This is a genomic window from Streptococcus sp., from assembly GCF_032481935.1.
GTDB lineage: Bacteria > Bacillota > Bacilli > Lactobacillales > Streptococcaceae > Streptococcus.
Genome location: NZ_JAWERU010000010.1, coordinates 1 through 12,521, shown reverse-complemented (window position 1 = coordinate 12,521; position 12,521 = coordinate 1). Strand labels below are relative to the sequence as shown.

Annotated in this window: 14 protein-coding genes; 11 read left to right on the top strand and 3 right to left on the bottom strand. The window is 40.9% G+C overall.

The window, feature by feature from the left end:
* The first annotated feature begins 2 nt into the window (after positions 1–2).
* The 5 genes from E7C97_RS02785 to E7C97_RS02765 all read left to right on the top strand — a co-directional run bounded on the left by E7C97_RS02785 (position 3) and on the right by E7C97_RS02765 (position 3,858).
* Positions 3–617, top strand: a complete 615-nt coding sequence (locus tag E7C97_RS02785) for an HAD-IA family hydrolase (RefSeq protein WP_316108066.1) — start codon at positions 3–5, stop codon at positions 615–617.
* Positions 618–793: 176 nt separating this feature from the next.
* A complete protein-coding gene (locus tag E7C97_RS02780; protein ID WP_070458783.1) occupies positions 794–1,888 on the top strand; it encodes a LysM domain-containing protein in 1,095 nt (364 codons plus the stop codon).
* A gap of 149 nt (positions 1,889–2,037) precedes the next feature.
* Positions 2,038–2,901, top strand: a complete 864-nt coding sequence (locus E7C97_RS02775) for a DUF2262 domain-containing protein (RefSeq protein ID WP_070458839.1) — start codon at positions 2,038–2,040, stop codon at positions 2,899–2,901.
* A gap of 158 nt (positions 2,902–3,059) precedes the next feature.
* Entirely contained in the window at positions 3,060–3,485 is a 426-nt protein-coding gene (locus E7C97_RS02770) for a MarR family transcriptional regulator (RefSeq protein ID WP_316108064.1), read from the top strand.
* Positions 3,486–3,495: 10 nt separating this feature from the next.
* The gene (locus E7C97_RS02765; RefSeq protein ID WP_301392176.1) at positions 3,496–3,858 is read left to right on the top strand and encodes a DUF1304 domain-containing protein; all 363 of its coding nucleotides are present in this window, start codon (positions 3,496–3,498) and stop codon (positions 3,856–3,858) included.
* A 47-nt stretch (positions 3,859–3,905) separates the two neighbouring features.
* On the opposite strand, the gene E7C97_RS02760 is transcribed toward E7C97_RS02765, so the two are convergent.
* On the bottom strand, positions 3,906–4,763 hold the full coding sequence (locus tag E7C97_RS02760; protein WP_316108060.1) for a DUF975 family protein: 858 nt from the start codon (positions 4,761–4,763) through the stop codon (positions 3,906–3,908).
* 116 nt (positions 4,764–4,879) lie between these two features.
* Here E7C97_RS02760 and tgt point away from each other — a divergent pair, with 116 nt between their 5' ends.
* From tgt to E7C97_RS02745, 3 genes are all read left to right on the top strand, one after another.
* Positions 4,880–6,022: a tRNA guanosine(34) transglycosylase Tgt gene (gene tgt, locus E7C97_RS02755; protein ID WP_004250663.1), complete on the top strand. Its 1,143-nt coding sequence runs from the start codon at positions 4,880–4,882 to the stop codon at positions 6,020–6,022.
* Positions 6,023–6,154: 132 nt separating this feature from the next.
* Positions 6,155–7,972: an acyltransferase family protein gene (locus E7C97_RS02750; RefSeq protein ID WP_316108057.1), complete on the top strand. Its 1,818-nt coding sequence runs from the start codon at positions 6,155–6,157 to the stop codon at positions 7,970–7,972.
* 265 nt (positions 7,973–8,237) lie between these two features.
* A complete protein-coding gene (locus E7C97_RS02745; protein ID WP_049530778.1) occupies positions 8,238–8,579 on the top strand; it encodes a metal-sulfur cluster assembly factor in 342 nt (113 codons plus the stop codon).
* 151 nt (positions 8,580–8,730) lie between these two features.
* Here E7C97_RS02745 and E7C97_RS09630 read toward each other — a convergent pair whose 3' ends face one another.
* Positions 8,731–8,889 (bottom strand): hypothetical protein, encoded by a 159-nt coding sequence (locus E7C97_RS09630; RefSeq protein ID WP_398581161.1) that lies wholly within the window; start codon positions 8,887–8,889, stop codon positions 8,731–8,733.
* A 302-nt stretch (positions 8,890–9,191) separates the two neighbouring features.
* Positions 9,192–10,895, bottom strand: coding sequence for a dihydroxy-acid dehydratase (ilvD, locus tag E7C97_RS02735; protein WP_316108055.1), 1,704 nt, complete (start codon positions 10,893–10,895; stop codon positions 9,192–9,194).
* Positions 10,896–11,079: 184 nt separating this feature from the next.
* Between ilvD and E7C97_RS02730 the strand changes: the two genes are divergently transcribed.
* From E7C97_RS02730 to rpmF, 3 genes are all read left to right on the top strand, one after another.
* Positions 11,080–12,087: an SPFH domain-containing protein gene (locus E7C97_RS02730; RefSeq protein ID WP_316108054.1), complete on the top strand. Its 1,008-nt coding sequence runs from the start codon at positions 11,080–11,082 to the stop codon at positions 12,085–12,087.
* Between the two features lie 2 nt (positions 12,088–12,089).
* Entirely contained in the window at positions 12,090–12,290 is a 201-nt protein-coding gene (locus tag E7C97_RS02725) for a PTS ascorbate transporter subunit IIC (protein ID WP_000796543.1), read from the top strand.
* A gap of 147 nt (positions 12,291–12,437) precedes the next feature.
* Positions 12,438–12,521: 50S ribosomal protein L32 (gene rpmF / locus E7C97_RS02720; RefSeq protein WP_316108117.1), on the top strand; the 84-nt coding region annotated here is incomplete at its 3' end.

The following is a 12,521-nucleotide window of genomic DNA, read 5'->3' as shown; positions in this document are numbered from 1 at the left end:
ATATGAAAAAAATTGGATTTATTTGGGATTTAGATGGGACCTTGTTGGATTCTTATGAGGCTATTTTAGCAGGAATCGAAGAGACTTTTGCCCAGTTTGACATTCCTTATGATAAGGCTGAGGTTCGTGCCTTTATTCTACAAACTTCCGTTCAAGATCTGTTGGAAAAGGTGGGAGAAGAAAGAGGCTTGGATGCAGATATGCTCAATCAGGTTCGTGCTCAGAGTTTGGCTGAGAAGAATGCTCAAGTGGTTCTGATGCCAGGGGCGCGTGAAATCTTAGCTTGGGCAGACCAGCAAGGGATTGAGCAGTTTGTTTATACCCATAAAGGGGACAATGCTTTTACAATTTTGGAGAATTTGGGTTTGGCCCACTATTTCACAGAAATTTTAACCAATCAAAGTGGCTTTGCTCGGAAGCCTAGTCCAGAAGCTGCGATTTATCTTTTAGATAAGTATGGATTAAATCCTCAGCAGACTTATTATATCGGCGATCGGACTTTGGATATCGAATTTGCCCAAAATAGTGGGATTCAGAGTATTAATTTTCTTGCCTCACCTGCAACTTGTAATCAACAGATAGAGCGTTTAGAAGATATTAGTTCGTTTTCCTTCTAGAATTTTCTTCAAGAAGAATGTGTCAGCCTAATGACAAGAAACTAACAAACTATTTCAAGTAATGTGATTTGTTACAACGAATGTACAGTTCTGTTAAATAGCCCCAAAAGGGCTTTTTTTCTATTTTCTTTGTGTTATGATAGACAGGTACTACATTTGAAAAGGAGTTTGATAGTATGAAGAAAAGAATTATTTTAGCATCAACAGTAGCCTTGTCCTTTGCCCCTGTATTGGCAACTCAAGCAGAAGAACTAGTATGGACAGCGCGCAGTGTTGAGCAAATTCAAAACGATGTTACTAAGAATGAGAATAAAACAAGCTATACGATTCAGTATGGAGATACTCTAAGTACCATTGCCGAAGCTTTGGGAGTGGATGTGACCGTTCTTGCTAACTTGAACAAGATCAGCAATATTGATCTGATTTTCCCTGAGACAGTGCTTACTACAACTGTTAATGATGAGGAAGAAGTGACGGAAGTTGAAATCCAAACCCCTGACACAGTTCAGGCAGGTGAAAGCACAACTGCAAGAGCAGATTTGACAACCAACCAAGTCACTGTAGATGACCAAACTGTACAGGTTGAAGATTTAACTCAACCAGTTGAAGAAACAGAAGTTCAAGTTGAGCCAGTAGCACCACAAGTGACTGAAGAAGCAGTAGCAGAAACTACAACAGAAGCCTCAGTACCAGCAGCAGAACCAGTGACAGAAACTACGGCAGAAGTTTCAGCACCAGCAGAAGAAGCAGTAGCAGAAACACCTGTAGTGGAAGAAACCACTACAACAGAAGCTCCTGTTACAGAAACTGTAGCAGAGACTCAATCAACACCATCAACTTACCAAGCTGAAGCAAGCCAAGGTTCATCAGCGACTTATGCAGCACCAGCAGCACCTGATTATGCAAGTATTGCAGCTTCAAAGTCAGAAAATGCAGGTCTACAACCACAAACGGCTGCCTTTAAAGAAGAAATTGCTAACTTGTTTGGTATCACATCATTTAGCGGCTACCGTCCTGGAGATAGCGGAGACCACGGAAAAGGCCTTGCAATTGACTTTATGGTCCCAGTAAGCTCAGCTCTTGGAGACCAAATTGCAGATTATGCTATCCAAAATATGGCTAGCCGTGGCATTAGCTACATCATCTGGAAACAACGTTTCTACGCACCATACCCAAGTAAATATGGACCGGCTTACACTTGGAATCCAATGCCAGACCGTGGTAGTATCACAGAAAACCACTATGACCACGTTCACGTATCTATGAATTAAGAATAATAAGAAGCTATACATTTAAAAGTGTAGCTTCTTTTTGTGTAAAATAGTATTGATAAGTGAAATAAAAACTAAAACATGTTAGAATGTAAGCGAATACAAAATCGTACTAACGCTTTTAAGCATAGAGAGAAAGGATGAAAAGAATGACAAACCGATTAAAAACTCCATTTGAGAAAACAAGAGATGATTTTGAACAGGAATTTTGCGGAGAAATTGTCGAACTCTTAATTTTTACCCTCCAAAATGTAAATGGGGCTGCTTCTTTAAAAGATGGTTGTAAAATGCCGTCCGTTCATTTTAAAGCTAGTGTCAATGTTGAAACTCAGGACTTCTCTGAACTTGAAGGACGTTTGGAATGGCTCCTGACTCCGGAAGAATTTAAAGAAAAACATTGGGGCTTTAGTTTTGAACCCTACAAAATTCATCATATCAAATGCCAAAAACGCCCCTTCATGGAGCTAGAGCCATATATGTCAGAAGTAGCTAATAACTGCTACCACTTGCTGGAATACCTAGATGACCAATCCTCAGACTCTAGGTTAGAGACCTTGATTGAAACCTATCAAAAACCGGTCATCATTCAAGACGATATTGGCGAATTCACCTTAAACAGAGCCTATTCTTGGTTTGAAGGATTTATCACTTACGAGGGTGGTAAGATTCATGCTATCTTTGCTGCGAGTGCAGATGAAAGTCTCCCTCCAAGTTCTTTTGATGATCTAAAGAAATTTATGGGAACTTTCCAAGTTCAAGATACTCGGATTAAAGACTATATTGTCAAAGAACTCTGGGAAACAGCTCAAGACTGGATAGATTCAGATGAAAATGATGTGGAGTTAACAGAAGAGTATTTTACCAACTCTCTTTCCTTGAGTGAACTATCGATCAACGAAGATGGAGAATTGACCCTCTACTATGATGATCGTGAAGAAATTTTTGCAGGCCATGCCATCGAAGTTGTCATTGATAAAGAGGGAGAAATCCTTCGAGCAGATTTGGTAGGTTAGTGCTGGATTTTATCTAGAATATAGAAATAATAGCCTTTTGCGATTGAAACCAAGAGGCTATTTTTCGTGAGTAAGCAAAATAATTGCATTTTTAATCTTTCTGCAATATACTTGATAAGTCAATAGTTGATAAATCAAGTTTACGCAGGGAGGTAGAAATGAAAAAAATTAACGACTTATTGTACCAGCTCCATTTAACAGATCAGACCATCACACAACTTTTTGAGAAACAGTTGGGAATTAGTTTGACCCGCTATCAAATCCTGCAATTTTTACTTCAAAAGTCACCCTGCAACCAGATTGCCGTTCAGGAGAAGTTGCAGATTGACCAGGCAGCCCTGACCCGTCATTTTAAGATACTGGAGTCAGAGGGCTATGTCAGTCGCAAGCGTAATCCGCTTAATCAACGAGAAGTCTTAGTTGAATTAACCCAAGAAGCCAAGAATCAACTCTTGGTCAATCCGCCTAAACATCACTTGCGAGTGAAGGAGCAGATGGAGAGCATCTTATCGACAGCCGAACAGAAAAAACTGACGACTTTACTGACGAAACTAGTATCAGGATTAGAAAAAATAGAATTTTAAGGAGAAAACGATGTCAATCATTACTACTATTTTAGCGACTATTGTTGCCCTCGAACATTTTTATATCTTTTATTTGGAGAGTATCGCAACCCAATCAGACGCAACCAGTCGAGTCTTTAATATGGAAATGGAAGAGTTGACTCGACCATCTGTAACCTCACTGTTCAAAAACCAAGGAATTTATAATGCCTTGATTGGGGTATTTCTTATTTACGGAATTTATTTCTCACATAGCTTAGAAATCGTAACAATCTTTGTTTTATTTGTCATAGGAGCAGCTACTTATGGTGCCTTAACAGCAGATAAAAAAATCATTCTCAAGCAAGGTGGACCGGCAATCTTAGCACTCTTGAGTATCCTTTTCTTGAAATAAAAACAACCAGCACTTTCCATAGAAGGTGCTGGTTTTAATCATTCACATTAAACTTTTCTCCGCTTGATTTCGAGTAATCTTTGATAAAAGAAGAATTGACTACTATAGATATAAGGGAAAGTAGGGATGCTCGCAATTCCGAAGCTGATCCAGATAAGGAGATACCAAGGAAGTAGCTGTAAATCAAGGACGAAGCGTTGGAACTTATAGCCTTTCATAAGGAAGCGACTGGTTTTGAGTACGCGGCTTGGCTTGGCAATCTCAATTGCAAGGGTATCACATAGGAGCAGCTCTACCTGGGAATAAGCGTAGTATTGTGGCAGATAGGCAATGGTTCCCAAAATCATCAGAAAGACGCTACCAAAGAAGTAGAGTGCAAAAGTGAGCAGAAAATGTTCGATATCTGAATTGGTGACGTCTACGGCTGGAAATTCGGGATGAAGTTCTACAAATTTACGAGCCATAGCGCTGCTATAAAAGAGCAAGTAGACACCAAAAAGATTAGGGATGCTCCACAAAAAGAGATAGAAACGCTTGAGCAAGAGAGTCAGAAAGGTCTGGGTGAAGAAGCGATTGTCAAGTAAGGACAGACTATCTTTAAAGGAAAGCTCTATCTCGGAAATTCTGTAAAGATTAATGGTTGTAAAGAGGGCGCCAGCTAGGATAATAGAACTTGTAAATCCGACTGCTAGAGGAAAGAGTGAAGACTGGATTAAGCTCATCAAAAAAGTAAAGAAGGATTGCTCAAGAATCCCCTCATCAAGTAAGGATAATGGACTTATAAAGCTGGATAGAATCAGGAAAATGCTTGGTAATAAAAAGACAAGCAATAGACGAGGATGTTCGGCTTGAAACTGTTTAGCTTGTTGACGAACTTCTTTTAAATCAATTTTTGGGTATTTCATTCTTTCATTATACCATAGTTCGTGACAGTTCCTGTTTTTTTTGATAGAATCATACAGTATGCCCTTGGGCACAAAGTAAGAACTGGGACTGTCTTTCCCAGCTTCGGAGGTAAAAAATGTCAGATTCACCAATCAAATATCGTTTGATTAAGAAAGAAAAACACACGGGAGCTCGTCTGGGTGAGATTATCACGCCACATGGAACTTTCCCAACTCCTATGTTTATGCCGGTTGGGACTCAAGCAACGGTTAAAACCCAATCGCCAGAAGAATTGAAAGAGATGGGGTCAGGGATTATTCTCTCTAATACCTATCACTTGTGGCTACGTCCTGGAGATGAACTCATTGCGCGTGCAGGTGGGCTTCATAAGTTCATGAACTGGGATCAGCCTATCTTGACAGATAGTGGAGGTTTCCAAGTATACTCTCTAGCGGATAGTCGTAACATCACAGAAGAAGGGGTAACGTTCAAGAACCACCTCAATGGTTCTAAAATGTTTCTATCGCCTGAAAAAGCCATCTCTATCCAAAACAATCTAGGGTCAGACATTATGATGTCCTTTGACGAATGTCCTCAATTTTATCAGCCTTATGATTATGTGAAGAAGTCAATCGAGCGTACCAGCCGTTGGGCTGAGCGTGGATTAAAAGCTCATCGTCGTCCACATGACCAAGGTTTGTTTGGGATTGTACAAGGTGCAGGATTTGAAGATCTTCGTCGTCAGTCAGCTCATGACCTTGTCAGCATGGACTTCCCAGGCTACTCTATCGGAGGGTTGGCAGTAGGTGAAACTCATGAAGAGATGAACGCAGTTTTGGACTTCACCACTCAACTCCTTCCTGAAAACAAACCTCGCTACTTGATGGGAGTGGGAGCGCCAGATAGCTTGATTGATGGGGTTATTCGTGGGGTCGATATGTTTGACTGTGTCTTGCCGACTCGTATCGCTCGTAACGGAACTTGTATGACTAGCCAAGGACGTTTGGTTGTCAAGAATGCCCAGTTTGCGGAGGACTTTACCCCGCTTGATCCTGAGTGCGATTGCTACACATGTAAGAACTACACCCGTGCCTACCTTCGTCACTTGCTCAAGGCTGACGAAACCTTTGGTATCCGCTTGACAAGTTACCATAACCTCTACTTCTTGCTCAATCTTATGAAGCAGGTTCGTCAGGCTATTATGGATGACAATCTCTTGGAATTCCGTGAGCATTTTGTTGAAAAATATGGCTACAATAAATCAGGTCGTAATTTCTAAGATTATCAATCTAAAGCTGAAATCCTAAGTTTTCTCTTAGGATTTTTCTTCTTTTTTTGATAAAATAAAGATAATATGGAATGAACATTAGATGGTTTTTTTACTACTCTAATGAACGGAGAATAAACTCGTATGCGTATTAAATGGTTTTCCTTGATCAGGATTACAGGCTTACTCTTGGTGCTTTTGTACCATTTCTTTCAGACGGTTTTTCCAGGAGGCTTCTTTGGGGTTGACGTCTTTTTCACCTTTTCGGGCTTTCTCATTACGTCACTCTTACTAGAGGAGTTCGGACAAAAGGGGCAAATTGATATCCTAGGATTTTTTAGAAGACGCTTCTATCGGATTTTTCCCCCAGTCGTCTTGATGATCCTGGTCGTTATGCCTTTTACTTTCTTGGTTCGACAGGATTATGTGGCAGGAATCGGTGGTCAGATTGCTGGTGTCCTTGGTTTTATGACTAACTTCTATGAAATGCTGACAGGAGGAAGTTATGAATCTCAATTTATCCCTCACCTCTTTGTTCACAACTGGAGTTTAGCGGTTGAAGTTCATTACTATATCTTGTGGGGCTTGGCAGTTTGGCTCATGTCTAAGCAAGCCAAAACAGGTGGGCAACTACGGGGAATGGTCTTTCTACTATCTTCAATTACCTTTGTTGTTAGCTTTCTTTCAATGTTTATTGGTAGCTTTATCGTTAGCTCATACTCAACGCTTTACTTTTCAAGTCTAACTCATGTTTATCCATTCTTTTTAGGAAGTGTGCTTGCGACCTTGATAGGAGTTCGTCATACGACACCTCTTCTCAAACGTTTGAATCAAACTCTAGACTTGAAACAGACCTTGCTAGTATTTGGGGCTGGTCTCGGAGTTTTACTCTTATTGACCTTCTTTGTGAAATTCAATTATCTCTTTGCCTACTTGCTTGGCTTCTTGTTGGCAAGTTTAGCTGCCCTTCTGATGATCGTTGCAGCACGAGTATTACATGAGAAAACTCCGACGATTGAAGAACCCAAGGTAATTAGCTTCTTAGCTGATACGAGCTATGCCGTTTATCTTTTCCACTGGCCGTTTTATATCATTTTCTCTCAGTTGATGAGCAACCTACCGGCAGTGATTCTCACCACTATCTTTTCTTATCTCTTTGCAAGTCTTTCTTTCTATGTGATTGAACCTTTCATTGCCGGGAAGAACACTAGCTTATTGCAAAGGGTAAAAGAAATTCCGCATATTCAACCAATCTTTGCGGGTAGCGTCGGTTTTCTTAGCTTGCTGACACTGATTGTGATGCTCATAGCTCCCCAAGTCGGTGCTTTTGAAACGGATTTGATGGTAAATGGCCTCAATCAAGCTCAAACCAATATTACCCGTACAAAAACCATGGCGGATCAAGCAGAAGCCAGTCGCTACAATATTGCTGAAGGTGTATCCATTATCGGAGATTCTGTAACCTTGCGCGCAACACCTGGACTTAAAGAGGTTCTACCAGACGCTCAGACAGATGGTCAAGTAAGCAGAAATACTAAGCAAGCCAATGCTATTATGCTCAACCACAGTCAGAATAAAGTCCTCCCTAAAATAGTTGTTATTGCTACTGGAGTGAATAACCCTGAGGATTATAAGGCTGATATCGATTCTTTGATAACAAATCTACCTAAGGGACATCAGCTTGTACTTGTGACACCTTATGAGGGTGATACAACTCAAGCAACTCAGCCTTATGTAGAACAGTATGCTAGCTATGTGCGTGAAGTAGCTCAAAAGTATCCTTACATTGAGGTTGCAGACTGGAATCAGGTGTCTAAAGATCATCCAGACATCTGGAAAGGAACGGACCAGGTTCACTTTGGAAATGATAATACCAAACTAGAAGAGGGTGCTAAGCTCTACGCAGAAACGATAGCATCAGCTATCAAAGCCTTGGCAGATAAGCCTGTGAAGTCAAAATAATATTTAAAAAGTAGAGATGACCTTTCTCTACTTTTTCTTTTTAGAAAGTATTTCTTAGAAGCTCAATTATTCTCTAAGTTTATCTCTCTTCCCTTTGCCAATATCCTCTTGCTCTAGATTATTAGGTCTTTGAGCAGTTTGGTCAAACTATAACTAATTTCTAGTTCTGTAGTTTTTATGGCGCAACACGTCTTGATTGGGAAAAACTTGCCAAATTGTCAGAATTATGAGAAAATAGGTGCAGTTTACAAATGGAGGGAATGCAATGAGAGAAGATATCAAAATCAATGATCGTGCTCTAGCATTAGGAGAACAAATCATTGAAAAGCTAGAAAAGGTTTACGATACAGATGTGGAACTAGATGTCTATAATCTTGGCTTGATTTACGAGATTCATTTGGACGAGGCTGGTCTTTGTACAATTGTCATGACCTTCACCGATACAGCCTGTGACTGTGCAGAAAGTTTACCTATTGAAATTGTGGCAGGTCTGAAACAGATTGAAGGAATTGAGGATGTCAGGGTTGAAGTTACCTGGTCACCTGCCTGGAAGATTACACGCATCAGTCGCTATGGACGTATAGCACTTGGACTACCACCGCGCTAAAAAACAACGTCGTCCCACCTCCGCACAGTTGAGTAGGGCTGTAAAAGCTGATGAAATCAGCGTAGTAGAGCCCACTCAACCACTGCGTCTTGCTCGACAATCCAAAGACAATTGAGAGGCTAGGACTTTTGTCCCAGGCTCCTTTTTGTTATTAGATTCCTCTAACTGCAAAATAGTGTCCGCTTGGATTTGCAAAGTTAAAGTTAGGGAAAAGTTGAGTATTGATCGAACTAGTGGTATCAGTCACTGTAGCTAGGCGTTGATGAAGACCGTGAAGATCTGCTGACTCAAAGAGTAGGCTGGGTTTCATATCGACTACCTCTGGTGATACTTGACGAATAAAATTCTTAACATAGACAGTAAAAGTCAGTGTGAGGTCTCATCTCAAAAGTTTCAAACCCCAGGATTCCAGAGTGGTTCACAATTTCAAAACCGAAAGCAGACCAAAAGTCTCTCAGCTGATACATCATCTATCTAGAGCATAATTCCTGTATTTTGTGAAAACATCATTTCTTCTTTATAATCATAGTTAGAGCAAAGATTTTATAACATTCTATGAGAAAATACAAATAACTAGAAAAAGCAGTCATTTAGCGACTGCTTATTTTCTAGTTATTTTTTACCAGATTGTTCCATATTCCAGAAATCTGTAACGGCACCACGTGATGCAGAAGATACGGTATGGGCATACTTACCAAGGACACCACGGCTATAGAGTGGTGGCAAGGTTGTTTCTGCCTTGCGTTTTTCAAGCTCTTCATCGGAAACGGCCATGGAAATTTCTTTCGTATCTTGGTCAACCGTAACGATATCTCCTGTACGAAGGTAAGCAATTGGTCCGCCATCCTGAGCTTCAGGAGCGATATGTCCAACAACCAATCCATAAGTACCACCAGAGAAGCGTCCGTCTGTCAAGAGGGCAACCTTGTCTCCTTGTCCCTTACCAACGATCATTGATGAAAGTGATAGCATCTCAGGCATACCAGGACCACCCTTAGGTCCAACGAAACGAACAACGACAACATCGCCATCAACGATTTCATCTGACAAGACAGCTTGGATAGCATCTTCTTCTGAGTCAAAGACCTTGGCTGGACCAACGTGACGACGAACCTTAACACCTGACACCTTGGCAACCGCACCGTCAGGAGCAAGATTACCGTTCAAGATGATAAGCGGACCGTCCGCACGTTTAGGATTTTCAAGTGGCATGATGACTTTTTGACCTGGTGTGAGGTCTGCAAAGTCAGCTAAGTTTTCAGCGACAGTTTTACCAGTACATGTGATACGGTCTCCGTGAAGGAATCCATTTGCCAGCAAGTACTTCATAACTGCAGGCACACCACCAACTTCGTAGAGATCTTGGAAGACATACTGACCAGAAGGTTTCAAGTCGGCTAAGTGAGGCACACGTTCTTGGATTGTATTGAAGTCCTCAAGTGACAAGTCAACGTTAGCTGCGTGGGCAATGGCGAGCAAGTGAAGAGTAGCATTTGTAGAACCACCTAGAGCCATTGTCACTGTAATGGCATCTTCAAAGGCTTCACGAGTCAAGATATCAGACGGTTTGAGACCGAGTTCAAGCATCTTAACTACAGCACGTCCAGCTGCTTCAATGTCTTCTTTCTTATCAGCAGATTCTGCTGGGTGAGAAGAAGAACCTGGCAAGCTCATCCCCAAAACTTCGATAGCAGTTGCCATGGTGTTGGCAGTGTACATACCACCGCAACCACCAGGTCCAGGACAGGCATTACATTCCAGACGTTTCACGTCCTCAGCTGTCATATCACCGTGGTTCCATTTACCGATTCCTTCAAATACAGAAACCAAGTCGATGTCTTTGCCATCTAGTTTTCCAGGGGCGATAGTACCACCGTAAGCAAAAATAGCTGGGATATCCATATTGGCAATGGCAATCATAGAACCAGGCATGTTCTTGTCACAACCTCCGATAGCCACAAAGGCATCCACGTTGTGACCGCCCATAGCAGCTTCGATAGAATCCGCGATGATATCACGTGACGTTAGGGAGAAGCGCATACCAGGCGTTCCCATGGCAATCCCATCAGCTACAGTAATGGTTCCAAATTGAACCGGCCAAGCACCAGCAGATTTGACACCTTCTTTAGCTAATTTCCCAAAGTCATGCAAGTGGATATTACATGGTGTGTTTTCTGCCCAAGTCGAAATGACTCCCACAATCGGTGTTTCAAAGTCCTTATCTGTCATACCAGTCGCACGAAGCATGGCACGGTTTGGTGATTTAACCATGCTGTCATAAATGCTACTGCGGTGACGTTTATCTAATTCTGTCATTAAGTTCCCTCCCATTTCAGTTCTTACCATTATAGCACATTTTAAAAACAATGAACAGAAGAAAATTCTTGAATTTTCAGACAATTCAAACCATTGAAATCTTCTTAAAAAAGATTGCATTTATTTCTTGACTTTATAAATTAAAGTGATATCATTTAGATATCAAATACAGGAGGTCATTCTGATGACTGAAAAACTAATCAATTCAAAACCAAATGGTGTAGTAGCATTGATTCTCATTGAGTTGGCACTCGTACTTGGTTTCTTTATATTTATCATGGGTGCTGGTTCAGAAAACATTTTTGGAATTATTATCGGGCTTTTATTAATCTTAATTTCAGCTCTAGCTCATGCTGGTTTAAAAGTTGTCAAACCTCAGGAAGCACTGGTTTTGACCCTCTTTGGTAACTATACAGGTACCATCAAAGAACCTGGCTTTTACTTTGTCAATCCCTTCAGTATAGCGGTCAATCCTGCAAACCACACTCGACTTGGTCAAAGTGGTGATGTTAGCACAAAATCTCCTTTTTCAGGGATGAAATCATCAAATGGCAATGATGTAAACATTGAGATTGGCAAGAAACAGATTTCTCTCAAAGTTATGACTTTGAGTAATTCTCGTCAAAAGATTAACGATTGCTTAGGTAACCCTGTTGAAATCGGCATCGCGGTAACTTGGAGAGTTGTCGATACAGCTAAAGCAGTTTTCAACGTTGATAACTACAAAGAATACCTTTCATTGCAGTGTGATAGCGCCCTTCGTAATATTGTTCGCATCTATCCTTACGATGTGTCTCCGAATGTGGATACTACAGGTGATGGGCAAGCCGATGAAGGAAGCCTCCGCGGTTCTAGTGAGATTGTAGCTAAACGTATTCGTGAAGAAATCCAAAGTCGTGTAGAGGATGCTGGTTTGGAAATTCTTGAGGCACGAATCACTTATCTAGCTTATGCACCAGAAATTGCTGCTGTCATGCTTCAACGTCAACAAGCATCTGCTATTATCGATGCACGCAAGATGATTGTAGACGGCGCTGTAGGAATGGTTGAAATGGCACTGGAACGTCTCAATGAAGGAGAGTTGGTTGAACTAGATGAAGAGCGTAAAGCAGCGATGGTTTCAAATCTCCTAGTCGTTCTCTGTGGCAATCATGATGCACAACCAATTGTCAACACAGGAAGCCTTTATTAGAAATGGCAGAAGCTAAAAAAAAGCAAATTCCCCTTCGACTCTCGAATAAGTTATATGCTGCACTCGCATCATGGGCAGAAGATGACTTCCGATCAGTTAACGGGCAAATTGAATATCTTCTCACCGAATGCGTCAAACAACGGAAAAAAGACGGAAAATACGTCTCAGAAACCATTGATGAACCATTCGAGATTGATATTTAGTCTATTTTCCTATCCAGAAAATTGGATAGGAAAATTTTTTTATCTTTTTTTGTCAAGTAACTTTACTTTACAAAAAAGTTTTGATATACTATTAAAGTTGATGAAAATCAAACCTAACTGAATTATATCTTAAAAGGAGAAATCAAAATGGCAGTACCTGCACGTCGCACTTCAAAAGCGAAGAAAAACAAACGTCGTACACACTACAAAGTAACAGCTCCATCTGTAAAC

What these genes read in the sequence shown, in the direction of transcription:
- E7C97_RS02785 (WP_316108066.1), top strand. Translation starts at nt 3, where the DNA reads ATGAAAAAAATTGGATTTATTTGGGATTTAGATGGGACCTTGTTGGAT.
- E7C97_RS02780 (WP_070458783.1), top strand. Translation starts at nt 794, where the DNA reads ATGAAGAAAAGAATTATTTTAGCATCAACAGTAGCCTTGTCCTTTGCC.
- E7C97_RS02775 (WP_070458839.1), top strand. Translation starts at nt 2,038, where the DNA reads ATGACAAACCGATTAAAAACTCCATTTGAGAAAACAAGAGATGATTTT.
- E7C97_RS02770 (WP_316108064.1), top strand. Translation starts at nt 3,060, where the DNA reads ATGAAAAAAATTAACGACTTATTGTACCAGCTCCATTTAACAGATCAG.
- E7C97_RS02765 (WP_301392176.1), top strand. Translation starts at nt 3,496, where the DNA reads ATGTCAATCATTACTACTATTTTAGCGACTATTGTTGCCCTCGAACAT.
- E7C97_RS02760 (WP_316108060.1), bottom strand. Translation starts at nt 4,763, where the DNA reads ATGAAATACCCAAAAATTGATTTAAAAGAAGTTCGTCAACAAGCTAAA.
- tgt (WP_004250663.1), top strand. Translation starts at nt 4,880, where the DNA reads ATGTCAGATTCACCAATCAAATATCGTTTGATTAAGAAAGAAAAACAC.
- E7C97_RS02750 (WP_316108057.1), top strand. Translation starts at nt 6,155, where the DNA reads ATGCGTATTAAATGGTTTTCCTTGATCAGGATTACAGGCTTACTCTTG.
- E7C97_RS02745 (WP_049530778.1), top strand. Translation starts at nt 8,238, where the DNA reads ATGAGAGAAGATATCAAAATCAATGATCGTGCTCTAGCATTAGGAGAA.
- E7C97_RS09630 (WP_398581161.1), bottom strand. Translation starts at nt 8,889, where the DNA reads ATGAAACCCAGCCTACTCTTTGAGTCAGCAGATCTTCACGGTCTTCAT.
- ilvD (WP_316108055.1), bottom strand. Translation starts at nt 10,895, where the DNA reads ATGACAGAATTAGATAAACGTCACCGCAGTAGCATTTATGACAGCATG.
- E7C97_RS02730 (WP_316108054.1), top strand. Translation starts at nt 11,080, where the DNA reads ATGACTGAAAAACTAATCAATTCAAAACCAAATGGTGTAGTAGCATTG.
- E7C97_RS02725 (WP_000796543.1), top strand. Translation starts at nt 12,090, where the DNA reads ATGGCAGAAGCTAAAAAAAAGCAAATTCCCCTTCGACTCTCGAATAAG.